This window comes from Rhizobium sp. GN54 (assembly GCF_021026345.1).
Taxonomy (GTDB): Bacteria; Pseudomonadota; Alphaproteobacteria; order Rhizobiales; family Rhizobiaceae; genus Mycoplana.
In genome coordinates this window covers 25,314-52,018 of sequence record NZ_JAJNCZ010000008.1, presented here as the reverse complement: position 1 = coordinate 52,018, position 26,705 = coordinate 25,314, and the positions used below count along the sequence as shown (strand labels likewise).

The window sequence follows — 26,705 nt, the reverse complement described above, 5'->3', positions numbered from 1 at the left end:
GCCTAGCCGGGAACCCGGCGCGCAGCCTCCAGATGCGCGCCGATGGCAAACGACGGCGGTAGCTCCCCTGCGCTACCGCCGTCGATCTGTCTGACGACGGCGCGCGCAAGCTCGTGCGCGATCCCGAAGCTGATCTTGAAGCCACCGCCGAGAACCGCGACGGAGGGAAACTCCGGATGCAGGCCGGCCATCGGGTCCCGCCCGATCGCCTTGGGCCGCAATCCCGCCCAGCGTTCCACCAGCGACGCCCGACTCAGCACCGGCGCAAGATGCAGCGCCCTTTCGATCACATCGTCCAGCAACCCGTCGGTGGAGGCAGCGTCCCCGAACGCGTCCTCGCTCGTGCTGCCGACCGCGCAATACCCGCCGTCGTGCGGCACGACATAGATGCCGTTGTCGAACAGGATCGGCAGATCGGGATCGAGCACGGCCGTAAACAGCGCCGCCTGCCCCTTGACCGCCACGCCCAGCGGCCGCGGCAGCATGCGCGGCTCCAGTCCCGTCAGCAGTTCGAAGCCTGCGACGCCCGCGCAGACCACCACATGCCCGAACGCGATATCCGTGCCATCGGCGCAACGCGCAACCCGCGCGACCGGATCGAGGCGGACGATATCGACGCCTTCTGCGACACGCCCTTGCGGCATCGCCTCGAGCGCGGCGCGCAGAAGGGCCAAAAGGCCCCGCGGCGACACCCGTGCGGCGAGGCTGTCGAACACCACCCCGCTTGCCGCCGCCTCTCCCGCCGGCCAGCTTGCTGCCGGTGCGCGGTCGAGCACGTCGAAGGAAAACGTCCGTCCCGAAGCGTCCCAGACGGCCGTGGCATCGCGCGAATGCTTCAATGCGCGCTCGCGATGATGCGGCCCGGCCAGCGGAATGACGCGCCCGCAGCGACGATAGCCGGCCGAAAGGCCGGTCGCCGCCTCGATCGCCGAAATCTCGTCCTCGAGCGAGACCAGCGCCTCGAGCTGGAACTGCTTCTTGGCGTTCCAGCGGTCCGGCAGGTGCGGCATCAGCGCGCCCAGCAGGCCGCCGCTGGCGCCGGCGCCGACCCGGTGCCGCTCGGCGACCAGCACCGAGAGCCCGGCGCGCGCCGCCATCAGGGCCGCCCACAGCCCCATGACGCCCCCGCCGATCACCAGCACGTCGGGCTGCGGTTGACCGGGGCCGCTGAGGCGACTATCGACTGGCGGCATGGCTGAAAACGCTCCTGAAAATGCCGCGGCGGCGAACGGACCGACGACCGACCGGACGCCCGAATTGGCCCCCGATCTGGCCCTGGACTGGCACGAGGGCGATATGCCCTATTCGCAGGCCTATGGCGATCACTTTTATTGTCGCACCGATGGCCGTCTGGAATGCGGCCACGTCTTTCTCGACGGTAACGGCCTGCCCTCCCGCTGGTCGGATGGCGGCGACTTCACGATCGGCGAACTCGGCTTCGGCACCGGCCTCAATCTCTGCGAGACCTGGCGGCAATGGCGCGCCGCCCGCGGCGACGCCCTCGGCACGCTGCACTTCGTCTCCTTCGAGCGCTTCCCCTTGCCCCGGGCGGCCATCGACCGTGCGCTCTCCCATTGGCCACAGATCGATCGCGAGCGCGCGGCCCTGTCCGGTCTCTGGCCGGAGGCGCCGGACGGTCATGGTGCGATCGCCCTGGAACTGGACGAACGCACCCGCCTCACCGTCGTCTGCGGCCCCGCGCTGGAGGGGCTTCAGGCGTGTGGCCTCTCCTTCGACGCCTGGTATCTCGACGGCTTCGCCCCGTCGCGCAATCCCGATATGTGGTCGGCGGAACTGATCGGGCAGGTGTTCGGGCACACGAGCCCCGGCGGCACGTTCGCGACCTATGCGGCTGCGGGTTTCGTTCGGCGCAATCTCGCCGGTGCCGGCTTTGCGGTGGAGCGACGCCCGGGCTTTGCCGGAAAGCGCGAGATGCTGTGCGGCCGGCGTCCCTGAAGCCGGCCTGCGGCAAGCGTCCGGTCAGTGAAGCGTGGAGCGGCGGCCGGCGGAAAATGCGGCAAGGTCCATCCAGCGCCCCAGCATTTCCTCCAGCCGGTCGGTGCTGATCGGTTTCGTCAGGTAGTCGTCCATCCCAGACGCCAGGCAGTTCTCCCGGTCGCCGTCGAGCACATGCGCGGTCACCGCGACGATCGGCACGCGGTCCCGCGTCCCCTTCTCCAGGTCGCGGATCGCCCGCGCCGCCTGGTGGCCGTTCATGACCGGCATCGACACGTCCATCAGAATCACCCGCGGCTTCATCCGCTGGTAGGCCCGGACGGCCTCCTCGCCGTTGGCGACCACCTCGTAGCCGACCCCCAGCCCCTCCAGCAACTGCCGGAAGACCAGCTGGTTGACCTCGTTGTCCTCGGCAACGAGCACGTCGACGGTCCCTTCCGCTGCGGCCGCAGCCGCAGGCGATGACGGCCGGATGCTGACGACGATGCCGCCTTCGGCCTCCGGGCCGGTCTGGCCGGATGCGCGTCGGCGTGCCGCCCGTACCACCTCGCACACCGCCTCGCGCAACAGCCCCGCCCGCACCGGTTTCATCAGGTGCGCCTCGGTCTCGAACGCCTCCATCCCGCCCTGCGGCGAGGCGCCGCTGAAGGTGGATACGGCGATCAGCGCTGTCTCGGGAAACTCCTTGCGGATCGCCTCGATCAGCGTGCGGCCGTTGCCGTCGCGGATGGTGCGGTCGACGATGACCGCCTCCACCATGATGTCGATGGCGCTGGCCGCCGAAAGCAGCGCCAGCGCTTCCTCGGCATTGGCCACGGCGGTGACGTCGAAGCCCCACTCCGACAGCAGTTCGCGCGCGACGGTGCGCGTCGCCTCGCTCCGGTCGGCGACTAGGATGCGCGTCCCGCGCAGGTTGATGGGCACGGCCGTGTTCGACGCCGAGAGCTGGTCGATCTCGAACGGCAGGGTCACGGTGAAGATGGACCCCTTGCCGACCGTGCTCGCCACCGAGAGCGAGCCGCCGAAGAGCGTCACCAGGCCATGGGTGATCGCCAGGCCCAGGCCGGTGCCCTCATGACGGCGGGTGGAGGACGAATCGACCTGCGAGAACTTCTCGAACACCGAGGCGAGCTTGTCTTCCGGAATGCCCGTGCCGGTATCCTCCACCGTCAGGGTGACGTCGATCCTGCCGTCTTCGGCCTCCTGCGCGGCCATGTCGATGCGGACGTGCCCGTGGTCGGTGAATTTCACCGCATTGCCGACGAGGTTGGTCACGATCTGGCGGAAGCGCCCGGCGTCGCCGAGCACCGCCGCAGGCATGTCCGCCGCCCCCCGGACCACCAGTTCGATATTCTTTTCGGCCGCCTTCGCCGCCAAGAGCGTCGCCACGTCCTCTACCGCCTCCAGCGGATTGAACGGCGCCTTGCGCAGGCTCATCTGGCCCGCATCGATCTTGGAGAAGTCGAGCACGTCGTTGATGATCGTCAAGAGCGCATTGCCGGACTTCACCATGATGTCGATGAAGGTCTTCTGGCGCGTGTCGAGGTTCGATTTCGCCAGCAGCTCGGCCATGCCGAGCACCCCGTTCATCGGCGTGCGAATCTCGTGGCTCATATTGGCCAGGAACTCGGACTTCGCCTTGTCGGCCGTCTCCGCCCGGACGACGAGACGGCGAAGCTCGTCCTCGCGCTCCTTCAACTGGCTGATGTCGGAGAAGACGAAGACGATCCGGCCGTGCTCGGTGGGCCGCGCCTCGATCTGCAGCCAGCTGCCCTTGCCGCTCAGAAGCGTGATCGAAGTCTTCCGGTCGCGCAGCAGCGTTTCGCGGAAGTCCGCGATCGAGACGCGCTGGTCACCGGAGTAGCCGTAGATGCCGCGTTCGCGGCAATCGGCGATGATGTCGGCCACCAGCGCCCCGGGCCGGAGCAGGTGGGGAGCGATGTCCACCATCGACAGCAGCGCCTCGTTGGCGAGTTCGACGCGGTCCTTGTCGATGATGAGCAGCCCCTGGCTCATCGCCGCCATGGCGTCCTTGACCAGGCTTCCGACCTCCTCGAGCGCGCTGCGCGTCTCCAGCACCTCCCGCTCGTGCTCGCGCCGCTCGGTGATGTCGATATAGGTCAGCAGGCAGCGTCCGCCCGATATCGGCTGCCCGGATTCGATCAGCGTGCGGCCGTTCGCATAGCCGACCTCGCGCGTCGGAAACCCGCCGTCGCGGACCCGGCAGAGCCAGGCCTGATGATCGGTGTCGCAAACATCCGCCTCGATGCCGATCGTTTCGCCCTGTTCCTTCTTGAACCGCAGCAGCGCGCTGAAGGGCTCTCCGGTCAGCGCCGGCAGCGCACCGTCCCAGAGGCTTTCGAAGGCGCTGTTGACCCGCTCGATCGTCGAACTCTCGTCGACCACGACGATGCCGACATGCAGCGAGGCGACGATGCTTTCCAGGTCAGCCTTGATCTCTTCCGCCTGCCGGCGCGCCTCGATCAGCTGTTCCTCGCGCCGCTTCAGCATCGAGGTGTCGGTAATCGAGCCGATCAGGTATTTATGGTTGTCGGCGGAGATCACCCGGTAGCTGCGCGCGATGGTCGGGACGACCTGGCCGCCCTCCCGGTGGAACTCGGTTTCCATCTCCACCAGTTCACCGTCGTCCAGAACGCGCTGGTTCTGTGCATGGAACTCCTCGCCCTGGTCGGGGAACATCTCGTGCGTGGTCTTGCCGATGACCTCGGCGGCGACAAGTCCGGTCAGTTCGAGGAAGGCCCGGTTGGCGAACACCAGCCGCTGCTTCTCGTCGCGCACGAAGGTCGCCACCGGCAATTCGTCGAGCAGCGCACGGTAGAGCCCGATCTCCTGCCCCTGCTGGCGCAGCCGGCTCTCGTTCTCCTTCATCGCGGTGGCGTCGGAGCGCAGCGCCACCAGCGTGCCGTCGGGGCGGCGCTGGGTGACGAGCCGCATCCAGCCGCCGGCAACGGTCCGGCTGACGCGCTCGAACAGCGGCAGTTCGTATTCCTCAAGCCGGCGCCGGATCCAGTCCTCGCGGACGCCCTCCCCTTCGTCGGCCGCCTCCTCCGGCGCCTCGACTTCGTACAGCGCCTCCAGCAGAGCGCGCATGGTGATGTCCTTGTCGGCGACCTCGCCCAGAAGCGCGGTGTAGAAGGCGCGCATCACCTGGTTGGCGTGGGTCAGCCGGTCGGCGCGGTCGTAGATCGCAACGCCGGTCCCGATCGCATCCAGCAGGTTCTCCGCCGAGGCGGGGCTTGCGTCGGCCACCACGGGTTCGGCCACCACCTTCGACAGCCCGGCGACAGGGGGGCCCTCCGGGCCGCCGGCGAAGGCGATGCCCGCTCCCTGCGCCAGCACGTCGAGGCGGTTGGCAAGCGATTCCGTCGCCGGCAGGAAAGTGCCGACCACGATCGAAAGGGCGGGCGACAGTTTCTGCCGCCGCATCGATATGACGAAGGAGGAGCCGCTTTCCCCGTGATGATAGCGGGCCGTCTCGTCGCTTCCGAAAACGAGGCAGCGGCGCTCGTGCTCGCTCCTGTCCTCGTGGCCCTCGCCCTCGCCGATCTCCTCGCCGCTGCGGCCCGTGACCTCGCTCTCCGACAGGCCGAAGAGCGTGCAGAAGGCATCGTTGACGGCGAGATAACGCATCTCGCTGCTCTTGATGTAGGCCGGCGATTTCTGCGCCAGGATCGCTTCGCGGGCGGTCAGCAAAAGATCGTCTCGTATGTCAGCCACGCCGGCGCTTTCCAAGAATGGGCAGAAGGAAGTCTGTCTCCAGCGATTAGCACGGAGGACTTGAACAGATGGTTAAGAAACGGTTGCTTGCGCCGTATGGTTGCGTCTTCACAGCCGCAAATTGCGGAAATTCGCGCACCTCTCCGCAAGGCGCAGCATGTCGCAAATCGCCAGTCCTCAGGCGTGATTCTATGGCAGAATCGCCTGAGAATTGAACGGCAATCGGGGCGGAACATGGGCGAAGTCGTGAACCTGGACTTGCACCACGAACTTCAGGCCGCAGAGGGGCCGGTCGAGCGTCGCCGGCGCTCCGGGGGGCGCGGGGCCGAGCGGCAGAGGACGGCGCCGACGGGATCGCGATATCTCAAACTCAGAAACACGATGGCCTCGTCGAGCGTGCTCTCGGACGACGCCGTGGAGGCCATCCACCAGGCCTCGCTGACGATCCTCGAAGAGATCGGCATGGACATCATCCTGCCCGAGGCGCGCGAGCGGATGAAGGCGGCGGGCGCCGACGTCACCCCCGGCACCGACCGCGTCCGCTTCGACCGCGGGCTGATCATGGACATGGTGGCGCAGGCGCCGTCCGGCTTCACGATGCACGCCCGCAATCCGGTGCGCAACGTCGAGATCGGCGGCGACAACCTCGTCTTCGCGCAGGTCGCATCCGCCCCCTTCGTCGCCGACCGTGAAGGCGGCCGGCGCACCGGCAATCACGAGGACTTCCGCAAGCTCGTCAAGCTCGCCCAGTCCTACGACGTGATCCACACCACCGGCGGCTATCCCGTCGAGCCTGTCGATCTGCATGCCTCGGTCCGCCATCTCGACTGCCTGTCGGACCTGGTGAAGCTCACCGACAAGGTGTTCCACGTCTATTCTCTCGGCCGCCAGCGCAACCTCGACGGCATCGAGATCGCCCGCATCGGCCGCGGCATCTCCACGGAGCAGATGGAGCGCGAACCCTCGCTCTTCACCATCATCAACACCTCCTCGCCGCTCAGGCTCGACGGCCCGATGCTGCAGGGCATCATCGAGATGTCGTCGCACAACCAGGTCGTGGTCGTCACCCCGTTCACGCTCGCCGGCGCCATGGCGCCGGTCACGGTCGCAGGCGCCCTGACCCAGCAGAACGCCGAAGCGCTCGCCGGCATCGCCTTCACCCAGATGGTGCGCAAGGGCGCGCCGGTGATGTATGGCGGCTTCACCTCCAACGTAGACATGAAATCGGGCGCGCCCGCCTTCGGCACCCCCGAATACATGAAGGCGGTGATCGCGGGTGGCCAGCTGGCGCGCCGCTATGGCATTCCCTATCGCACCTCCAACACCAGCGCCTCCAACACCTTCGACGCGCAGGCCGCCTACGAATCGGCGTTTTCGCTCTGGGCACTGACGCAGGGCGGCGGCAATTTCATCATGCATTCCGCCGGCTGGAGCGAGGGCGGGCTCACCGCGTCGTTCGAGAAGTTCATCCTCGACGTCGACATGCTGCAGATGGTGGCGGAGTTCTTGGCGCCTCTCGACACCAGCCCCGATGCGCTGGGCCTCGATGCGGTGCGCGACGTCGGGCCGGGCGGGCATTTCTTCGGCACGCCGCATACGCTCGCCCGCTACGAGACCGCCTTCTACGCCCCGATCCTGTCGGACTGGCGCAATTTCGAGACCTGGTCGGAGGCCGGACGACCGACCACCTATGACCACGCCAACCGCGTGTTCAAGGAGAAGCTGAACACCTACGAGCGTCCCGCGATCGATCCCGCGGTCGAAGAGGAACTCGACGCCTTCGTGGCAAGGCGCAAGGAGGAAGGCGGCGTGCCGACCGACTTCTGAGCCGCGCCGCCTCGCGGTCGTTCGCCCTTCACTTGGGCGACGTGCCTTCCGGAAAGATGATCGTCAGCACCGGGAAGGTCGGCTTTTCACCCGGCCCCAGCGAACCCGGCACCTTGTTTTCGACCGGCTTCAGCGACTTGAGGAAGGCGGCGATCGCCGCCGCATCCTCCTTCGTCAGCTTGGCGAAGGCGTGCCAGGGCATGATCGGCGCCAGCACCCGCCCGTCCGGCCGCACGCCCGTCTGCAGGGCCGTGACGATCTGCGCCTCGCTCCAGTCGGCAAGCCCGGTCTTGTCCGGCGTCAGGTTCGGGCCGACAAAGGTGCCCTGCGGCATCTGGAAGCCGACATCGGAGCCGGAGAGATAGGTCTCGGGCGTCGTCTTGCCGAAGAAATATCCGGGCGTGTGACAGTCGTTGCAGCCGCCGAACTGGGCCAGATACTGTCCGCGCTCTACCGGTGTCTCCGCACGGGCGATCCCGGCGGCGAAGACCGCGGGACAGCACAACAGCACGGTCGCGGCGAAGGCGCTTTGCGGTCGCATGGGATGATGCTCTCCGAGAAAGCGCGAACTATAGCAATCGCCTCCGGGGGCCGGCAATTCGTGCAATGGAGGTAGGGCCGCCGGTCAGAGCAGCGGGCGGAACGGCACGCGCCGCCCCGCCCTGAAGCTGTCCTTGAGTTTGTCAGGGAAAAGTGGAAACCGGTTTTCCCGAAAAGACAAACGATATCAAGGAAAGCGGGAGTCTGACTGCTTCACTATGAAGCTGGCAGACTCTAGTCGAACATGATCGAGCGCACTGACGAGACGAGCTTGTCCGTCGGCAGGTTGGTGAAGTCCTTGTCGATCTCCGCCGTGGTCTTTTCGCGGCACCTGGCGCCGAGCATCGAGCGCAGGTCGCCGAGCGTCTGCGGCGCGGCGCAGACGATCAGCCGGTCGAAGGCGCCGGCATCGGCATAGCCCTCCAGCTTCTGGGCCACTTCCGCGGTGAAGCGCTGCTGTTCGTCGCGCACGGGATCGGTGGTGTACTCCATCGCCGAACGCCCCGGCCCGTGTGAGGAATAGCTGCGCCCCGGCCTGTCCGTCATGATGTCCTGTACCTTCTTCGGTTCGCTCTTGAAGACCTCCTGTTCGGGGCTGCGCCTGTCTTCCTTGAGGAAATTCACGCCCTTCAACAGGCGGGCCTGGTTTCCGTCGGCGGCGAGGATCCAAGTGGTCGTCATGCTTTTCACTCCTTTGGCGGTTGCCGGCGGCAGCACCTGATGCTGCGGCCTCGGGATGCCTCCGGCGGGTGCACCCTATGAGGGCAACGCGAGCCTTGGGTCGAGGTTCCTTGCGCGTCCGGAACGGCAGCCATGTTGCACCTGCGAAAACTCGCGCTTGACTTTCAGGTTGAAAAGCACGACATGGGGCTTGTGTAATCCTTCCGGCCGCCGCGTGAGCGAGCCCTGCACAGTCCCTGATTGGACTGCGGAAGAAGGAAGAGCGCAAGAGAAATTGTGCCGCCACCCGGCGGGAAACTGCGCCAGACGCCTCTATCAACCCACAAGTTCCCAATTCACGCGGGGTTCTTGACGCCAGACGGTACCGGATCGGCAATGGAGCCGCTCCGGGCGATGCGTTTGGCGCCCCGAAAGGCTATTGCTTTGACCACTTTTCATGACCTCGGTCTGTCGAAGAACGTTCTGTCTGCGCTGGAAGCGCTTGGCTTCGACAAGCCGACCCCGATCCAGGAGAAGGCGATCCCGCTGGTGCTTGCCGGCAACGACCTGATCGGCCTCGCCCAGACCGGCACCGGCAAGACCGCCGCCTTCGGCCTGCCGATGATCGAGCGGCTGCTCGCCGAAGGCCGCCGCCCCGACCCGAGGAACATCCGTGCCCTCGTGCTCGCCCCGACCCGCGAACTCGTCAACCAGATCGCCGACAACCTGCGCGACTTCGTCAAGAAGACGCCGCTGCGTGTCGTCACCGTCGTCGGCGGCGCCTCCATCAACAAGCAGCAGCAGATGCTGGAGCGCGGCACCGACATCCTCGTCGCCACCCCCGGCCGCCTGCTCGACCTCGTCTCCCGCAAGGCGGTGACGCTGACGCAGGGCCGCTACCTCGTCCTCGACGAGGCCGACCAGATGCTCGACCTCGGCTTCATCCACGACCTGCGCAAGATCGCAAAGCTCGTGCCGAAGAACCGCCAGACGCTGCTCTTCTCCGCGACCATGCCGAAGCTGATCGCCGAACTTGCCGGCGAATACCTGACCAACCCGCAGAAGGTCGAGGTGACCCCTCCGGGCAAGGCTGCCGACAAGGTCGAGCAGTATGTCCACTTCGTCCCCGGCAAGGACCACAAGACGCAGATCCTCCGCCAGACGCTGACGGACAATCCGGACGGCCTGTCGCTGATCTTCTCGCGCACCAAGCACGGCGCCGAGAAGCTGATGAAGCATCTCGACCACGTCGGCTTCAAGGCCGCCTCGATCCACGGCAACAAGAGCCAGGGCCAGCGCGAGCGCGCGCTGAAGGCCTTCCGTGACGGCGAGATCCGCGTGCTCGTGGCCACCGACGTCGCCGCCCGCGGCATCGACATCCCCGGCGTCACCCACGTCTACAACTACGACCTGCCGGAAGTCCCCGACGCCTATGTCCACCGCATCGGCCGCACCGCCCGCAACGGCCGCGACGGCATCGCGATCGCCTTCTGCGCACCGGACGACATCCGCCTGCTGCGCGACATCGAGAAGCTGATGGGCATTTCGATCGCCGTTGCCAGCGGCGAACCGCCCGTCGACCTTCCCGGTCCCGGCGGCAAGTCGCGCAAGGGTCGCGGCGGCCAGCGTGGCGGTCAGGGTCGTCCCGCCCGTCCGCAGGGCCAGGGTGCCCGCGGCGGCCAGCAGCGCAGCGAGCATCGCGCACAGGCCGGCGAACGCGGTGATGGCCAGATCGTCGACCGCGGCTTCTCCGACCGTCCGCAGAAGCGGCAGGATCGCCGTCCGGACGCTGCCGGCCACGACGGCACGGGACAGAACCGGCACGCGCCGGGCCGCCCCGACCAGAAGCACGCCGACGGCCGCAACCGCAACCATGCCGGCGGCCGCCCCGGCCAGAACAGCGGCAACCGCAACGGCCAGTCGCGCCGCCAGAACGGCAAGCGCCGCGAACAGGCCTGAGTGCGGCACACGCTGTGAAGTGAACGGAATAGCGGCGGGCTTTGGCCCGCCGTTTTCATTTGGCGAGGCCCTGCCTCTACGCCCCTGCGCGCCGATAGAGGGCCAGCGATCCGGCAAGCGCCAGCAGCGCGCCGCCGCAGATCCGGTCGAGCCAGACGGCGCCCGACCGGCGCAGCATCCGGACCGCCTGCGCACCCAAGAGCGCGTAGCCGAACATGACGATGAAATCGATGCCGGCAAAGACGATCGCAAGCACCAGGTATTGCTGGGCCTGCGCCGCCGCCGGATCGATGAACTGCGGCAGGAAGGCCGAGAAGAACAGATAGCCCTTCGGGTTCGTCACCGCGACGAGGAAGCTCTTGAGGAAGATCGACCGGGATGTCCCGGTGTCTGTTGTGCTGTCCACCGGCTGCAGCGCGGCGTCGAGCGTGCCCTTCGAACGAAGGAGCATGACACCGAGGAAGGCGAGATAGCCGGCGCCGAGCCACTTGACGACCGAAAACCAGAATTCGGACGCGGCAAGCAGCGCCCCGAGGCCGAGCGCGACCGCACCGATCAGCACGAAGTCCGACAGCACCGCACCGACCATGCCGAGGCAGGCGCGTCGCACCCCGAAGCGCGATCCGTTCGAAAGCGCCAGCAGCACCGTTGGTCCCGGCGTCGTGATCCCGATGAAGGCAACGAGTGCAAACGCAAATACGGTCGTTCCAACCATGTCGGCTCCCCCGTCCGGATAGGCTCCACCCCCGCCGCCGTCCGGACACCGGCGATCGCCCGGATGCGGCATCCGGCCGCCGCAGGGTAGGGAATTTTGCCGCGAATGCAATTGCCGGTGGCGGCCCGCTGACCCGCCCGCCGTCCTATTCCGCCGATACCACCTGCCTGTCCCTGCGGTTGGCGAGATAGACGCCGGCGACGACGACGAGGGTGCCGAGGATCATCGGCAGCGTCAGCTCTTCACCGAAGATGATGGCGGCCTGGACGGCGGCGAGCGGCGGCACCAGGTAGATCAGCGAGGCGGCGCGCGACACCTGGCCACGACGCAGAAGATAGAGCAGCAGCAGGATCGCCCCCATCGAGATGCCGACCACCGACCAGAGCAGGAGCGCCACGAAGCCGAAGGACAGCTCCACCCGGAACGGCTCCAGCGCCAGCGCGAAAGGCAGCGTGACGGCAGCCGCACCGACATATTGCAGCGTCGCGATCGCTCTGAGGTCGCCGGTCTGCAGGTGCTGCTTCTGGTAGATCGTGCCGTAGGTCACCGAGACCATGCCGATCACGTTCATGACCACCGGGAACACCGGGATCTCCGAATGCCCTGTGCCGAGAAGCTTCGGCAGGACGGCGATTGCGACGCCGGCAAAGCCGAGGAAGATGCCGCCCTTCTGCAGCGGCGACAGCCTCTCGCCGATGAAATAAGGCGCCGCCAGCGCCGTCATCAGCGGCTGCAACGCGGCGATGATGCCCGAAAGCGCGGCCGGCACGCCGTGCGCGATCGCCCACCAGACCGTCCCCAGATAGAAGCCGTGCAGGAAGGCGCCCGAGATCACCGCGTGCATGACCGTCGACCGTCCCCTCGGCCACCGCACGCCGGCCAGCCAGCAGACCGCGGCGAAGAGGAGTGCGGCGGTGACATAGCGCACGACGAGGAAGGTCAGCGGATCGGAATAGATGCCGCCGTATTTTGCCGCCACCCAGCCGGAGGACCAGAGCAGCACGAAGAGGGCCGGAGCAATGCGGTCGAGGGTCATTCGCGTATCATGGGGCTGCGGGCTGCCTTGCGGGATCGAAGGCGCCAGCGATAGGGCGACGCCGCCTGATGGTCAAAGCAATATTCTTGATCGTTAGGTTCAGCCGCGTTGCGCCGGCGGCATTTGCATTTTTATTGGGCAATTCAGGCCATCGCCGCCGGCAACGGAGGCGTCAGTGCCGGAAGGCAGCGTAACGGCAGGCGACCCCCGCGGAACCGAAAGCATGCAATTGCCGTTTGTTTGCGCCCGCCAGATTTTTGCATGCCGATTGTGCACGGTTCTTGCATTGCACATGACGTTGTACTCAAATGGCGAGAAAATTGGGGAACACGCCGTTGGCATTTGACGAAATGATGAATGCGGACATGAGCCCGCGCCGTCCATACAAAGACTACCACGAATGGTATTCCAGTCAGGATCGGGCCCGCCTGATCGCCAAGTCCCGGGACGCCGAGAACATCTTCCGCAAGACCGGCATCACCTTCGCCGTCTACGGCCACGCGGATAGCTCCGAAAAGCTCATCCCCTTCGATCTCATCCCCCGCATCATTTCCGGCCGCGAGTGGCGCAAGCTGGCCCAGGGCATCGAGCAGCGGGTGATCGCGCTCAACGCCTTCCTTGACGACATCTACCACAAGCAGGAGATCATCCGCGCCGGTCGCCTGCCGCGCCAGCTGATCGAGAAGAACGAGGCCTTCCTGCCGCAGATGATCGGCTTCAAGCCGCCGGGCGGCGTCTATACCCATATCGTCGGCACCGACATCGTGCGCACCGGCGAAGACCAGTTCTACGTGCTGGAGGACAATGCCCGCACGCCGTCCGGCGTCAGCTACATGCTGGAAAACCGCGAAACCATGATGCAGATGTTTCCGGAACTGTTCCACCAGAACAAGGTCCGCCCGGTCCAGAACTACCCGAACCTCCTGCGCCAGAGCCTCGCCTCGCTGGCGCCGCCCGGCTGCAGCGGCCGGCCGCGCGTCGCGGTCCTCACGCCCGGCATCTACAACTCCGCCTATTACGAGCATGCCTTCCTGGCGGACCAGATGGGCGTGGAACTGGTGGAAGGTTCCGACCTGCGCGTCATCGACGGCAAGGTGAAGATGCGCACCACCCGCGGCTACGAGGCGATCGACGTGCTCTACCGCCGCGTCGACGACGACTTCCTCGATCCCCTCACCTTCCGCCCCGAATCCGCGCTGGGCATTCCCGGCATCATGGACGTCTACCGCGCCGGCAACATCACTATCGCCAACGCGCCCGGCACCGGCATCTGCGACGACAAGGCGATCTATTCCTACATGCCGGAGATCGTCGAGTTCTACACCGGCCGCAAGGCGATCCTGGAAAACGTGCCGACCTGGCGCTGTTCGGAGCCCGACAGCCTGCAATACGTGCTCGAACACCTGGAAGAACTGGTGGTGAAGGAGGTGCACGGGTCCGGCGGCTACGGCATGCTGGTCGGGCCGACGGCGACGAAGCGCGAGCGCGCGCTGTTCGCCGACAAGCTGAAGAGCAAGCCGGGCAGCTACATCGCCCAGCCGACGCTGTCGCTCTCCACCGTCCCCATCCTGGTCAACAAGGGCGTGGCGCCACGCCACGTCGACCTTCGCCCCTACGTGCTCGTGTCCGACAAGGTGCAGATCATTCCCGGCGGCCTGACGCGCGTGGCGCTCAAGGCCGGATCGCTCGTGGTCAATTCGAGCCAGGGCGGCGGCACCAAGGACACCTGGGTTCTGGAGGACTGAGCGCCATGCTGGGCAGAACCGCAAACGGACTTTACTGGATGTTCCGCTACATCGAGCGGGCGGAAAACACCGCCCGCCTGATCGATGCCGGCCTGCGCATGTCGCTCACCCGCAGCGACAGCCGCGACGACGACTGGGACGGCGTTCTGCAGAGCGCCGGCGTGCGCGAGGACTACGACAAGACCCATGCCGCACTTTCGAGCATGGATGCGGTCGACTACCTGCTGCGCGACAAGAACAATGCCTCCAGCGTGATGTCCTGCATCGAGGCCGCCCGCAACAATGCCCGCATGGTGCGCACCGCGCTGACGCGGGAGACCTGGGAAGCGGTCAACGAATGCTGGATCGAGCTCAGGCACGTGCTCGCCCGCAAGGCGCGCTCCACCGACCTGCCGGAGATCATCGAGACGATCAAGCGGCGGGCCGGCCTGATCCGCGGCGCCTTCCACGGCACGATGCTGCGCGACGACATCTACAACTTCGCCCGCATCGGCACCTTCATCGAGCGCGCCGACAACACCGCGCGCATCCTCGACGTGAAGTACTACGTGTTGCTTCCGGCGATCTCGCAGGTCGGCTCGTCGCTGGACAACATGCAGTGGGAATCGATCCTGCGATCGGTCTCCGCCCATCGCTCCTACGGCTGGGTCTACGACGGCGAGTACACGCCGTCCAACATCGCCCATTTCCTCATCCTGAACGCGCGCATGCCGCGTTCGCTCGCCTTCAGCTACGAGAAGATCGTCAGCAACCTCTGCGTCCTCGGCCAGACCTACGGCGAGACCCACGCCGCCCACGAGACCGCGTCGACGACGCTGACGCTTTTGCAGAACCGGACGATGGAAGACGTCATGGACCAGGGGCTGCACGAGTTCATCGAGGAATTCATAGTCCAGAACAACAGGCTTGGGCAGGAGATCGCCGACGGCTACCGCTTCTATCAGTAGCGTTGCGCAGCAGGGGACTTGAAGATGCGGCTGAAGATCAACCACACCTCCGTCTATACCTATGACGAGCCGGTACAGTACTCGCTGCAACGCCTGCGGCTGACCCCGAGAACCCAGCCCGGGCAGACCGTCCGCGACTGGCGGACGACCGTGCACGGCGCGCATGTGGAGGTGGGCTACGCCGACCATTTCGGCAATCACGTCGATCTCGTCAGCACGAATGCGGACCAGACGACGATCCGCATCGTCGCCGAAGGCGAGGTCGACACGGAAGACCGCGCCGGCGTCTTCGGTGCCCATCAGGGCTTCGTTCCGCTCTGGCTCTACCTGCGCGAGACGGCGCTGACCAAGCCCGGCCGGCTGGTGCGCGAACTCGCCCGCGCCACCGACGGCGAAAACGAACTCGCCCGCATGCATGCGATGATGGGGCTGATCCACAAAGCGATCGATTACAAGGCCGGCGAGACCGCAGCCGACACCACCGCCGAGCGCGCGCTGGAGAAGGGCTCCGGCGTCTGCCAGGACCACGCCCATGTGATGATCGCAGCCGCCCGCGTGCTCGGCCTGCCGGCCCGCTACGTCTCCGGCTACCTGCTGATGGACGGCCAGACGGACCAGACCGCCAGCCACGCCTGGGCCGACGTCCACATCCAGGGCCTCGGATGGATCGGCTTCGATGCCGCCAACGACATCTGCCCCGACGACCGCTACGTGCGGCTGGCGACGGGCCTCTGCTACGGCGACGCCGCCCCGGTCTCGGGCCTCGTCCTCGGACGGGCGGCCGAGACGATGAGCGTCGCGATCAGGGTCGAGGCGGCGGGACAGGGCCAGTCGCAGAGCCAGAGCTGAGAGAGGGAATTCTGCCGCAGGAGGGAAGTGGAATGAAGGCCGTGCCCGCCGGAGCTTTGGAGATTGCCTACAACGATGTAGGCCCTGCTCACGGGCAGCCGGTGGTATTGCTACATGGCTTCCCATACGATGTGCACGCCTATGATGAGGTATCGGAGATACTGGCCGCTCATGGCCATCGCTGTATCGTCCCATTCCTACGGGGCTTCGGGGCCACACGTTTTCTCACCGATTGGTCGCCGCGCTCCGGTGAGCAGGCAGCCTTGGGGGCGGACTTGTTGGAACTGATGAGCGCCCTTTCCATCGAAGCCGCCACCCTTGGCGGATATGATTGGGGCGGGCGGGCCGCGTGCATTGTCTCCGCTCTATGGCCGGACAAGGTGCGTGGACTGGTGAGTTGCGGCACAGGCTACAATATCCAGAACATTGCCCGGGCCGGGAATCCCGTCCCGCCCGAAGAAGAGGCCCGATACTGGTATCAATATTACTTTCACTCAGCGCGTGGACGGACGGCGCTCATTCAGAACCGCCGTGGCATCTGTGAATTCATCTGGAAGATCTGGTCGCCGACGTGGTCGTTCGATAGCCCGACCTTTGATCGCACTGCCGAGGCCTTTGACAATCCCGACTTCGTGGACATTGTGATCCATTCTTACCAGCATCGCTTCGGCAGTATCCCCGGCGATCCTGCATATGCGGAAATTGAAGCTCGCCTGGCGGAACAGCCGGATATTGTCGTCCCGACGATCGTTCTCCAGGGGGAAGATGATGGCGTCGATCCTCCCGCATCGATCGACCATGATGAAAGTCATTTCAAAGCGGCATATGAGCGCCGCATTGTGCCGGGAACCGGTCACAATCTACCTCAGGAGGCGCCCAAGGCCTTCGCGGAAGCTATTCTCAATCTATCACAGAAACCATGGCATTCCTGAGAGTCGAGGCGGGACTACCCACCCCGCCTCGAATTCAGTCCACCTGTGGCACGTCAATGGCTGTCCTTGCCGACCGCGCTTCCGCGACATCCCTTGAGGAAGTCGAGGTCGGCGCCGGTGTCGGCGCCCTGGACGTGCTGCTGGTGCAGCCAGGCGTAGCCGGACGTCGGCAGTTCGTGGTTCGGCTTCCATTCGGAAAGCCGCCGCGCCAGTTCTTCGTCGGAAATGTCGAGATGCAGGCGCCGGTTCGGCACGTCCAGCTCGATCATGTCGCCGTTCTTCACCACCGCGAGCGGCCCGCCGACGGCGGCTTCCGGCGAGGTGTGCAGCACGACGGTGCCGTAGGCGGTGCCGGACATGCGGGCATCGGAGATGCGCACCATGTCGGTGATGCCCTTCTTGAGCACCTTTGGCGGAAGCCCCATGTTGCCGACCTCGGCCATGCCGGGATAGCCCTTCGGCCCGCAGTTCTTCATGACCATGACGCAGGTCTCGTCGATGTCGAGAGCGTCGTCGTTGATCTTGGCCTTGTAGTCGTCGATGTCCTCGAACACGACGGCTCGGCCGCGATGCGTCAGGAGATGCGGCGAGGCGGCCGACGGCTTCAGCACCGCGCCCTTCGGCGCGAGATTGCCGCGTACGACGACGATGCCGCCCGACTGCGTCAGCGCCTTTTCGGCCGGCAGGATCACGTCCTCGTTCCAGTTGACGACGTCCTTGACCTCGTCCCACATGACTTCGCCGGACACCGTCAGCGCGTCCTTGTGCAGGAGGCCGGCCTCGCCCAGCCGCTTTAGCACCACCGGCAGGCCGCCGGCGTAGAAGAACTCTTCCATCAGGTACTTGCCGGACGGCATCAGGTTGACGATGGTCGGCACGTCGCGGCCGCAGCGGTCCCAGTCGTCCAGCGTCAGGTCGATGCCGACGCGGCCGGCAATCGCGAGAAGGTGGATCACGGCATTGGTCGAGCCGCCGATCGCCGCATTGGTGCGGATGGCGTTCTCGAAGGCCTGCTTCGTCAGGACGTCGGAGGGCTTGAGGTCGTCCTTGACCATCTGGACGATCCGCCGGCCGGTCATCTGCGCCATCACCTTGCGGCGGGAATCGACCGCCGGGATCGCGGCGTTGCCGGACAGCGCCATGCCGAGCGCCTCGGCCATGGAGGCCATGGTGGAGGCGGTGCCCATCGTGTTGCAGGTGCCCGTCGAGCGGCTCATCGAGGCCTCGGCCTCGAGGAACTCGGCCTGGGTCATCTCGCCGGCCTTCACCATCTCGGAGAACTTCCACAGATGCGTGCCCGAACCGACGCGCTCACCGCGGAAATAGCCGTTCAGCATCGGCCCGCCGGTGACGACGATCGAGGGCAGGTCGACGGAGGCGGCACCCATCAGGAGCGACGGCGTGGTCTTGTCGCAGCCGACCATCAGCACGCAGCCGTCCATCGGCTGGCCGCGGATCGCTTCCTCGACCGCGAGGGCTGCGAGGTTGCGGTACATCATCGCCGTCGGGCGGAAGGTGTTTTCGGAAGCCGAGAACACCGGCACCTCGACCGGGAAGCCGCCGGCCTCCCACACGCCCGCCTTCACCTTCTCGGCGAGTTCGCGCAGATGGCCGTTGCAGGGCGTCAGATCCGACCAGGTATTGAGGATGCCGATCACCGGGCGCCCGTCGAACAGGTCGTGCGGATATCCCTGGTTCTTCATCCAGCCGCGGTGATAGATCACGTCGCGGCTCGTGCCGCCGTACCACTCCTGTGACCTCAGCCTGCGCGGCCATTCCGCTTTCTTCTTCATCTGTCGTAGTCCTTGAGAGAGCCGCCCCGGCGCCAGTGCCGGGGCAATGTGTCAGGCCGGCGCGGTCACGCCAGCGTGTAGGCGGTCTTGACGGTGGTGTAGAACTCGTTGGCGTACTTGCCCTGTTCGCGCGGGCCGTAGGAGGAGCCCTTGCGGCCGCCGAAGGGGACGTGGAAGTCGACGCCGGCCGTCGGCAGGTTGACCATCACCATGCCGGCCTCGGCATTGCGCTTGAAGTGCGTCGCATGCTTCAGGCTCGTCGTGGCAATCCCCGAGGACAGGCCGAACGGCGTGTCGTTGGCGGTCGCCAGCGCCTCGTCATAGTCCTTCACCCGGATCACGGAGACGACCGGGCCGAAGATCTCTTCGCGGCTGATCCGCATGGCGTTCGTCGCCTCGGTGAACAGCGTCGGCTGCAGGTAGAAGCCCGGATTGTCGCGCTTGACGAGATCGCCGCCGAAGGCCAGTTTGGCGCCCTCTCCCTTGCCGATCTCGATATAGTCGGTGTCCTGCTTCAACTGGCCGGCATCGACCACCGGGCCGATATGGGTGCCGGCCTTCAGGGCGTCGTCGACGACCAGCGTCTTCAGCTTCTCCGTCAGCGCGGCGACGAACCTGTCGTGGATGCCCTCGGTGACGATCAACCGCGACGAGGCCGTGCAGCGCTGGCCGGTGGAGAAGAAGCCGGAATTGGCGGCGGCCTCGACGGCAACGGTGAGGTCGGCGTCGTCGAGCACGACGAAGGGGTTCTTGCCGCCCATCTCCAGCTGGAACTTGCGGTTATGCTCGATCGAGGCTGCCGCCACCCGCTTGCCCGTGCCGGTCGAGCCGGTAAAGGTGATGGCGGCGACGTCCGGGCTTTCCAGCATCGCCTGGCCGACGACCGAGCCCTTGCCCATGACGAGGTTGAGCACGCCCTTCGGCAGGCCGGCGCGGTGCAGGATGTCGACGATCGCCCAGGCGCAGCCGGGCACAAGCTCGGCCGGCTTGAAGACGACGGTATTGCCATAGGCCAGCGCCGGCGCGATCTTCCAGGCGGGGATGGCGATGGGGAAGTTCCACGGCGTGATGATGCCGACGACGCCGACGGCTTCGCGGGTGATCTCGACGCCGATGTTCGGCCGCACCGAGGGGATGACCTCGCCGGCAAGCCGCAGCGTCTCGCCGGCGAAGAATTCGAAGATCTGCGCCGCGCGGATCGTCTCGCCGATCGCCTCCGGCAGCGTCTTGCCCTCCTCGCGCGCCAGAAGCGTGCCGAGCTCGTCCTTGCGCGCCAGGATCTCGTCCGCGGTCTTCTTCAGGATCGCATGGCGCTCGAGGATGCCGGAACGCGACCAGCCCGGAAAGGCGGCCTTGGCGGCGGCGATCGCGGCCTTGGCATCGTCGGCGGACGCACGGGCGTATTCGCCGACCACGTCGTTGGTGTTCGACGGGTTGATGTTCTTGATCGCATCGCTGCCGACCCATTCGCCGGCGATCAGGTTCTGGTGGATGGTCATGGGCAAGGCCCTCCTGTCTCATCGCGACCCGGCGCGGACGCCGCGCCCGGGTCTGTTACTGGAGCATTTCCAGCCGAAGCGGGATTGCTTCGACGTCGGACAATGCGGCAAAAACTACAATCTGGAACAATTCTGGTGAACCCTTCCGCCGGAGTTGCTCTAGAGTTGCCGGATTTCGATCTTTTCTTCCTTGGCAATTGCCAGGGGATTGCGCAGCGGCAGGCCGAAACCGTCGGCGCCGATCTCGAACACGTCACCTTCCTGCGTCTTGACGCCATCACCGAACGACAGCGTCGCGGTGCCGAACATGTGCACGTGCACCTCGCCCGGCTGGCGGAACAGGTCGTACTTGAAATGATGGTATTCGAGGTTGGCGAAGGTGTGCGACATGTTCGCTTCGCCCGACAGGAACGGCTTTTCCCACAGGACCTTGCCGTCGCGGACGATGCGCGAGAAGCCGCGGATGTCGTCCGGTGCCGCGCCGATGCGGATCTCCGGGCCGAAGCTCGCCTGGCGCAGCTTGGAATGGGCCAGCCACAGGTAGTTCACCCGCTCGGTGACGTGGTCGGAAAATTCGTTGGCGACGGCGAAGCCGAGGCGGAAGGGCTGGCCCTTCGACGAGATGATGTAGATGCCGGCCATTTCCGGCTCCTCGCCGCCATCCTCGGCAAAGGAGGGCGAGGTCAGCGCGCCGCCGGGGGCCACGGCCTGCGTGCCGTTGCCCTTGTAGAACCACTCCGGCTGCACGCCCTTTTCGCCCGGCTTCGGCTTGCCGCCTTCGAGACCCATCCGGAACATCTTCATGGAATCGGTCAGCGTCTCGGCGGCCGCCTCGGTCGTCTTCTTGTGCATCGCGTCGCGGGTGGCAGCCGAGCCCAGATGCGTCAGGCCGGTGCCGGTCAGGTGCAGATGGGCGGGATCGGGATGGGTGATCGGCGAGATCAGCCGGCCTTCGGCATAGGCCTTCTCCAGGTCGATCGCCTCGCCGTAGCCGTGCGCCTCGATCACCGCCTTCAGGCTCTTGCCGCCGTCGGCGGCTTCCATCGCCAGCGCATGCAGGCTCGCCGCGTTCCTGACGGCTCGGGCGCCCTGCCCGTCCTCGCGTGCGGCCACCGTGATCGAGCCGTCGGCATTCTTCAACTGTGATACCAGCATGGTCCTTGTCCTTGTTCGTTCGCGACGGCCCGCCTCGGCAAGGCTCCGCCACCGGCGCGACAGTTGCCGCGCCGCCCGACCGCCCCGCGGCCCGATTGGTTGACGACGGTGCGGCTGTCCGGCGCTGGGCCGATCAGCCCTTGTTCTTTTGGTAGACGTCGAAGAACACGGCAGCGAGCAGCACCAGACCCTTGATCAGCTGCTGGTAGTCGATGCCGATGCCCATGATCGACATGCCGTTGTTCATCACGCCCATGATGAAGGCGCCGATCACGGCACCGGTGATCTTGCCGACGCCGCCGGAAGCAGACGCGCCGCCGATGAAGCAGGCCGCGATCACGTCCAGCTCGAAGCCGACGCCGGCCTTCGGCGTCGCCGAGTTGAGGCGCGCCGTGATGATCATGCCGGCGAGTGCGGCCAGCACACCCATGTTGGCGAAAGTGTAGAAGGTCAGCCGCTCGGTGTTGATGCCCGAAAGCTTCGCCGCCTTCTCGTTGCCGCCCATGGCGTAGATGCGCCGGCCGACGGTCGAGCGGGTGGTGACGAAGGAATAGAGCGCGATCAGCACGCCCATGACGACCAGCACGTTCGGCAGACCGCGATAGGTCGAGAGCTGGAAGCCGATGAACAGCGCCACGACGGTGATCACGGCCATCTGGATTGCGAAGAACACGAAGGGCTCGTTCTCCGTTCCATGCGCCTCGTTGATCCGCCGGCTGCGGAACCCGGCCCAGATCGCCAGCGCAACGAGGACGACGACGGCCACCAGCGCGACCATGTTCTTGATGGTCTCGGGCGCGGGATTGAGGAAGTACAGGAAGTCGGGCACGAAGCCGGTCGAGAGGATCTGGAATTCCTTCGGGAACGGGCCGATCGGGCGGCCACCGAGCACGACGTAGGTCATGCCGCGGAAGACGAGCATGCCGGCCAGCGTGACGATGAAGGCAGGGATCTTCTGGTAGGCTACCCAGTAGCCTTGCGCCGCCCCCATGATGGCCCCGACGATGAGACATGCCGGAACCACGACGATGGCGGGCAGGCCCCATTTCACCAGCATGATCGCCGAGATCGCACCGATGAAGGCGACGATCGAGCCGACCGACAGGTCGATGTGCCCGGCGACGATGATCAAGAGCATGCCCAGCGCCATGATGACGATGAACGAGTTCTGCAGCACCAGGTTGGTGATGTTAACCGGCCGGAACAGGACGCCGTTCGTCAGGATCTGGAAGAACACCATGATGACCACGAGCGCGACGAGCAGGCCGTACTCACGGATATTGTTCTTGAGATAGTCCCCGATGGACGGTTTCGAAGTTGGAGCGCTGGTATCGGCGACCATTAGTGTTTCTCCCCGGAGCGCATGATGGCGCGCATGATGGATTCTTGGCTTGCCTCCTCCTTGGAAAGCTCCGCGACGATACGTCCTTCATTCATGACATAGATGCGATCGCAGGTTCCAAGCAGCTCGGGCATCTCCGAAGAGATCATCAGAATGCCTTTACCCTCGGCTGCAAGCTGGTTGATGATACTGTAGATTTCAAACTTGGCGCCGACGTCGATGCCGCGGGTGGGCTCGTCGAGGATCAGCACCTCCGGATTGGTGAACAGCCATTTCGACAGCACCACCTTCTGCTGGTTGCCGCCGGAGAGGTTCACCGTCTCCTGATAGATCGAATGCGAGCGGATGCGCAGCTTCGAGCGGTAGTCGGTCGCGACCTTCGTTTCCTTGTGGTCGTCGATGATGCCGTTGTTCGAGACGGCCTCGAGGTTCGAAAGCGTGGTATTCTGCTTGATGTTGTTCATCAGCACGAGGCCGAGATGCTTGCGGTCCTCGGTGACGTAGGCCAGCCCCGCGTCGATCGCCTTCGGGATCGTGCTGACGTCGACTGGCTTGCCGCGCATGAAGACTTCGCCGGTGATCTTGTGGCCCCAGGACTTGCCGAACAGGCTCATCGCGGTCTCGGTGCGGCCCGCGCCCATCAGCCCGGCGATGCCGACGACCTCGCCGGCGCGGACGTTGAAATGGATGTCGTGCAGGAACTGCCGGTCGCGGTGATGCTGGTGGAAGACGTTCCAGTTCTTCACTTCCAGCAGGTTCTCGCCAATCTTCGGCTCGCGCGGCGGATAGCGGTCTTCCATGTCGCGGCCGACCATGCCCTTGATGATCCGGTCCTCGCTGATGTCTTCCTTGTGACAGTCCAGCGTCTCCACCGTGCCGCCGTCGCGGAGGATGGTGATCTTGTCGGCGACCTTCTTGATCTCGTTCAGCTTGTGCGAAATGATGATCGAGGTCATGCCCTGGGCGCGGAACTCCATCAGGAGCTTCAAAAGCGCCTCGGAATCCCTTTCGTTCAGCGACGCGGTCGGCTCGTCGAGGATCAGCAGGCGCACCTTCTTCGACAGCGCCTTGGCGATCTCGACCAGCTGCTGCTTGCCGACGCCGATATCGGTGATCAGCGTCGCCGGCGGCTCGGTCAGGCCGACCTTGCGCAGCAGTTCCTGGGTCCGCGCAAAGGTCTGCGGCCAGTGGATCACGCCGTTGGTGGCGATCTCGTTGCCGAGGAAGATGTTCTCGGCGATGGAGAGCAGCGGCACCAGCGCCAGCTCCTGGTGGATGATGATGATGCCGAGTTCTTCGCTGTCGGCGATCGTGGCGAAGCGGCGCAGTTCGCCGTCATAGTGGATCTCGCCCTCGTAGGTGCCGGCGGGATAGACGCCGCTCAGCACTTTCATCAGGGTCGACTTGCCGGCACCGTTTTCGCCGACCAGCGCGTGGATCTCACCTTCGCGGACCTTGAAGCTGACGTCGTCGAGCGCCTTGACGCCTGGAAACGTCTTGGTGATGCTCCGCATTTCGAGGATGATGTTGTCCATGTTCAGGCATTCCGGCAGCATTCTGCGTGCGACGGTCTGGAGCCAGAGTCTACAGGCTCCCCCGCCAAGATAAAAGGGTCCGCAACCGATCGCGGACCCTCCGATTTCAGACCGCTATCAGTTGTTGATCTGATCTTCGGTGTAGTAGCCCGCGCCGACCAGGATGTCCTTAGCGTTGGACTTGTCGACGGCGACCGGCTTCAGCAGGTAGGACGGAATGACCTTGACGCCGTTGTCGTAGGTCTTGGTGTCGTTCACTTCCGGCTCCTTGCCGCCGAGGATGGCGTCCGTCATGTTGACGGCGACCTTGGCGAGCTCGCGGGTGTCCTTGAACACCGTCGAGTACTGCTCGTCGGAAAGGATCGACTTGACCGACGGCAGCTCGGCGTCCTGACCGGTGACGATCGCCATCTTCTGGTCGCCCGAGCCGTAGCCGACGCCCTTCAGGGCCGAGAGGATACCGATGGACAGGCCGTCATAGGGCGACAGGACGCCATGGACCTGCGCATCCGTGTAGGTCGAGGACAGCAGGTTTTCCATGCGGGCCTGGGCGACAGCACCGTCCCAGCGCAGCGTGCCGACCTGGTCCATGCCCTGCTGGCCGGACTTGATGACAACGTCGCCGCTGTCGATCAGCGGCTGCAGGACCGACATCGCACCGTCGTAGAAGAAGAAGGCGTTGTTGTCGTCAGGCGAACCGCCGAAGAGCTCGACGTTCCACGGCTTGACGTCGCCGAACTGGGCCTTCAGACCGTCGACGAGGCTGGTCGCCTGCAGGACGCCGACCTGGAAGTTGTCGAAGGTGGCGTAGTAGTCGACATTGCCCGAATCGCGGATGAGGCGGTCATAGGCGATCACCTTGACGCCGGCGTCGTGCGCCTTGGACAGGATGTCGGACAGCGTGGTGCCGTCGATGGCGCCGATGACGAGAACCTTGGCACCCTTGGTGACCATGTTCTCGATCTGGGCCAGCTGGTTCGGAATATCGTCGTCGGCGAACTGCAGGTCGGCCGTGTAGCCGGCCTCCGTGAACAGCTTCTCCATGGTCTCGCCGTCGGAAATCCAGCGGGTCGAGGTCTTGGTCGGCATGGAGATGCCGACGGTGCCCTTGTCCTGCGCAAACGCAGGGACAGCAAACGACGCCACGCTGATGGCAGCCGCAGCAAGAAGCGAAGTGATCAATTTCATTATAAAGTCTCTCCCTTGTACAGGCCTGACTCCACGTCCAGACCGAATTCAGTGCTTCGCTGCCCGCTGTCGCAGACGACGGTCTCCAACGGAGGAAAAGGATAATTACCCCTCCCGGCCTCAACTCCCTTGGGCACGAGCGCACCTGGCGGCAAACTCTACCGAAACGCTATATCTGTCAAATACAATAAGCTTCTAATCCCATACCAAAAGCGATATACTGATCGCCAATGATATGATTTTTGCGTGAAGGAACACGGTTAACATATGCACGAAGCCATATTCGTCGGCCAGCCGACGCCCGAGCGCCCCGCGGACGACCAGCTCGGCGTCGGGCTGCTCCGCTCGGGGTTGAAGCTGAACCACCTGCGCATGATCGTCGCGATCGACCAGCACAAGCAGGTCAGCGCGGCGGCCGCGGCCCTCAACATCTCCCAGCCGGCGGCGTCGCGCATGCTGACGGAGATGGAGAGTATCGTGAAGGTTCCGCTCTGTGAACGGGTTTCGCGCGGGGTCGAGCTCACCCAGTTCGGCCAGGCCTTCGCCCGCCGCGCCCGCACCATCCTGCTGGAACTGGACGAGGTCGACCGCGAAATCGCCGCGCTGAAATCCGGTGCCGGCGGCACGGTCTTCCTCGGCACGGTGGCGGCACCGGCGATCAGCCTCGCGGTACCCGCGATCCAGCAGGTCAGCGCCGCCTATCCCGGCATCGAGGTCAACGTCCGCATCGAGACGAGCAACGTGCTGGCCCGCGAACTGATCTCCTCCAGGCACGACTTCATCATGGCGCGCGTGCCCGACGACCTCGATCCGCGCCTCTTCCACGTCCAGGAGATCGGGGTGGAGAAGGCCTGCCTGATCGTGCGCAAGGGACATCCGCTGACCGAGAAGGAAACCGTGTCGCTGACGGACCTGCCCTCCTACGACTGGGTGTTCCAGCCGCCGGGAACGCTGCTGCGCCGGCGGGTCGAGGAGCTCTTCATCGCCGGCGACGTTCCCCTGCCGGCGACGGTGGTCAACACCGCCTCGCTGCTCCTGACGGTGGCGCTCGTCTGTTCCTCCAACGCGATCGCCCCGATCGCCCTCGACATGGCCGAGTTCGTCACGGGGAACGGCGGGGGACCGAGCGAGGTGCGCATCCTGAAGACCGACTTCGACATCGACATCAAGCCCTACAGCCTCATCGCCGTCAAAGGCCGGGAGCTGCCGCCGAGCGCCAAGCTGTTCTATGATCTGATTCTCCAGCGCAGCCGGATGCTCTTTCCGGACCGTGCGGACGGCTGAGGGCG

At 65.5% G+C, this 26,705-nt stretch carries 21 protein-coding genes; 9 read left to right on the top strand and 12 right to left on the bottom strand.

From position 1 onward, the window contains the following. Positions 1-2: 2 nt before the first annotated feature. Positions 3-1,193, bottom strand: a complete 1,191-nt coding sequence (locus LQK81_RS19435) for an NAD(P)/FAD-dependent oxidoreductase (protein ID WP_230808039.1) — start codon at positions 1,191-1,193, stop codon at positions 3-5. Here LQK81_RS19435 and mnmD point away from each other — a divergent pair. Continuing rightward, entirely contained in the window at positions 1,192-1,956 is a 765-nt protein-coding gene (mnmD, locus tag LQK81_RS19430) for a tRNA (5-methylaminomethyl-2-thiouridine)(34)-methyltransferase MnmD (RefSeq protein WP_230808038.1), read from the top strand. The two genes, LQK81_RS19435 and mnmD, sit on opposite strands and share 2 nt — an antisense overlap. 24 nt (positions 1,957-1,980) lie before the next feature. Here the strand turns inward: mnmD and LQK81_RS19425 are convergent, their stop codons facing one another. After that, complete coding sequence (locus tag LQK81_RS19425) at positions 1,981-5,694, bottom strand: PAS-domain containing protein (RefSeq protein ID WP_230808037.1); 3,714 nt, start codon at positions 5,692-5,694, stop codon at positions 1,981-1,983. Positions 5,695-5,928: 234 nt separating this feature from the next. Between LQK81_RS19425 and LQK81_RS19420 the strand changes: the two genes are divergently transcribed. Then, entirely contained in the window at positions 5,929-7,521 is a 1,593-nt protein-coding gene (locus LQK81_RS19420; protein ID WP_230808036.1) for a trimethylamine methyltransferase family protein, read from the top strand. A gap of 28 nt (positions 7,522-7,549) precedes the next feature. On the opposite strand, the gene LQK81_RS19415 is transcribed toward LQK81_RS19420, so the two are convergent. Together LQK81_RS19415 and LQK81_RS19410 are read right to left on the bottom strand one after the other, a co-directional pair. Further along, complete coding sequence (locus tag LQK81_RS19415) at positions 7,550-8,062, bottom strand: c-type cytochrome (RefSeq protein WP_230808035.1); 513 nt, start codon at positions 8,060-8,062, stop codon at positions 7,550-7,552. A 233-nt stretch (positions 8,063-8,295) separates the two neighbouring features. Then, positions 8,296-8,742 carry a host attachment protein gene (locus LQK81_RS19410; RefSeq protein ID WP_230808034.1) on the bottom strand — a complete coding sequence of 149 codons (447 nt, stop codon included), beginning with the start codon at positions 8,740-8,742 and terminating at the stop codon, positions 8,296-8,298. A 423-nt stretch (positions 8,743-9,165) separates the two neighbouring features. Between LQK81_RS19410 and LQK81_RS19405 the strand changes: the two genes are divergently transcribed. Further along, a complete protein-coding gene (locus LQK81_RS19405; RefSeq protein WP_230808033.1) occupies positions 9,166-10,680 on the top strand; it encodes a DEAD/DEAH box helicase in 1,515 nt (504 codons plus the stop codon). 76 nt (positions 10,681-10,756) lie between these two features. Here LQK81_RS19405 and LQK81_RS19400 read toward each other — a convergent pair whose 3' ends face one another. Both LQK81_RS19400 and LQK81_RS19395 read right to left on the bottom strand, forming a co-directional pair. Continuing rightward, a complete protein-coding gene (locus LQK81_RS19400; protein WP_230808032.1) occupies positions 10,757-11,395 on the bottom strand; it encodes a LysE family translocator in 639 nt (212 codons plus the stop codon). Positions 11,396-11,540: 145 nt separating this feature from the next. After that, positions 11,541-12,431 carry a DMT family transporter gene (locus LQK81_RS19395; RefSeq protein ID WP_230808031.1) on the bottom strand — a complete coding sequence of 297 codons (891 nt, stop codon included), beginning with the start codon at positions 12,429-12,431 and terminating at the stop codon, positions 11,541-11,543. Between the two features lie 350 nt (positions 12,432-12,781). Here LQK81_RS19395 and LQK81_RS19390 point away from each other — a divergent pair, with 350 nt between their 5' ends. From LQK81_RS19390 to LQK81_RS19375, 4 genes are read left to right on the top strand one after another with little or no spacing between them, the layout of a single operon-like run. Beyond that, positions 12,782-14,176 carry a circularly permuted type 2 ATP-grasp protein gene (locus LQK81_RS19390; protein WP_230808216.1) on the top strand — a complete coding sequence of 465 codons (1,395 nt, stop codon included), beginning with the start codon at positions 12,782-12,784 and terminating at the stop codon, positions 14,174-14,176. A gap of 5 nt (positions 14,177-14,181) precedes the next feature. Continuing rightward, positions 14,182-15,123, top strand: a complete 942-nt coding sequence (locus LQK81_RS19385; protein WP_230808030.1) for an alpha-E domain-containing protein — start codon at positions 14,182-14,184, stop codon at positions 15,121-15,123. A gap of 24 nt (positions 15,124-15,147) precedes the next feature. After that, a complete protein-coding gene (locus tag LQK81_RS19380; RefSeq protein ID WP_230808029.1) occupies positions 15,148-15,972 on the top strand; it encodes a transglutaminase family protein in 825 nt (274 codons plus the stop codon). Between the two features lie 32 nt (positions 15,973-16,004). Beyond that, positions 16,005-16,904: an alpha/beta fold hydrolase gene (locus LQK81_RS19375; protein WP_230808028.1), complete on the top strand. Its 900-nt coding sequence runs from the start codon at positions 16,005-16,007 to the stop codon at positions 16,902-16,904. A gap of 53 nt (positions 16,905-16,957) precedes the next feature. On the opposite strand, the gene araD is transcribed toward LQK81_RS19375, so the two are convergent. Further along, a complete protein-coding gene (gene araD, locus LQK81_RS19370; protein ID WP_230808027.1) occupies positions 16,958-18,697 on the bottom strand; it encodes an L-arabinonate dehydratase in 1,740 nt (579 codons plus the stop codon). 65 nt (positions 18,698-18,762) lie between these two features. Then, complete coding sequence (locus LQK81_RS19365; protein WP_230808026.1) at positions 18,763-20,196, bottom strand: aldehyde dehydrogenase family protein; 1,434 nt, start codon at positions 20,194-20,196, stop codon at positions 18,763-18,765. On the opposite strand from LQK81_RS19365, the gene LQK81_RS19360 reads away from it, so the two are divergent. Continuing rightward, the gene (locus tag LQK81_RS19360) at positions 20,195-20,335 is read left to right on the top strand and encodes a hypothetical protein (RefSeq protein ID WP_230808025.1); all 141 of its coding nucleotides are present in this window, start codon (positions 20,195-20,197) and stop codon (positions 20,333-20,335) included. The genes LQK81_RS19365 and LQK81_RS19360 overlap by 2 nt on opposite strands. A gap of 20 nt (positions 20,336-20,355) precedes the next feature. Here LQK81_RS19360 and araD1 read toward each other — a convergent pair whose 3' ends face one another. The 4 genes from araD1 to chvE all read right to left on the bottom strand — a co-directional run bounded on the left by araD1 (position 20,356) and on the right by chvE (position 25,416). After that, positions 20,356-21,351, bottom strand: coding sequence for an AraD1 family protein (araD1, locus tag LQK81_RS19355; protein ID WP_230808024.1), 996 nt, complete (start codon positions 21,349-21,351; stop codon positions 20,356-20,358). Between the two features lie 133 nt (positions 21,352-21,484). Further along, complete coding sequence (gene mmsB / locus LQK81_RS19350; RefSeq protein WP_230808023.1) at positions 21,485-22,693, bottom strand: multiple monosaccharide ABC transporter permease; 1,209 nt, start codon at positions 22,691-22,693, stop codon at positions 21,485-21,487. Then, a complete protein-coding gene (gene mmsA, locus LQK81_RS19345) occupies positions 22,693-24,228 on the bottom strand; it encodes a multiple monosaccharide ABC transporter ATP-binding protein (RefSeq protein ID WP_230808022.1) in 1,536 nt (511 codons plus the stop codon). The genes mmsB and mmsA overlap by 1 nt, the downstream gene beginning before the upstream one ends. A 117-nt stretch (positions 24,229-24,345) precedes the next feature. After that, complete coding sequence (gene chvE / locus LQK81_RS19340; protein WP_230808021.1) at positions 24,346-25,416, bottom strand: multiple monosaccharide ABC transporter substrate-binding protein; 1,071 nt, start codon at positions 25,414-25,416, stop codon at positions 24,346-24,348. Positions 25,417-25,683: 267 nt separating this feature from the next. Between chvE and LQK81_RS19335 the strand changes: the two genes are divergently transcribed. After that, a complete protein-coding gene (locus LQK81_RS19335) occupies positions 25,684-26,700 on the top strand; it encodes a LysR family transcriptional regulator (protein WP_230808020.1) in 1,017 nt (338 codons plus the stop codon). Positions 26,701-26,705 lie beyond the last annotated feature (5 nt).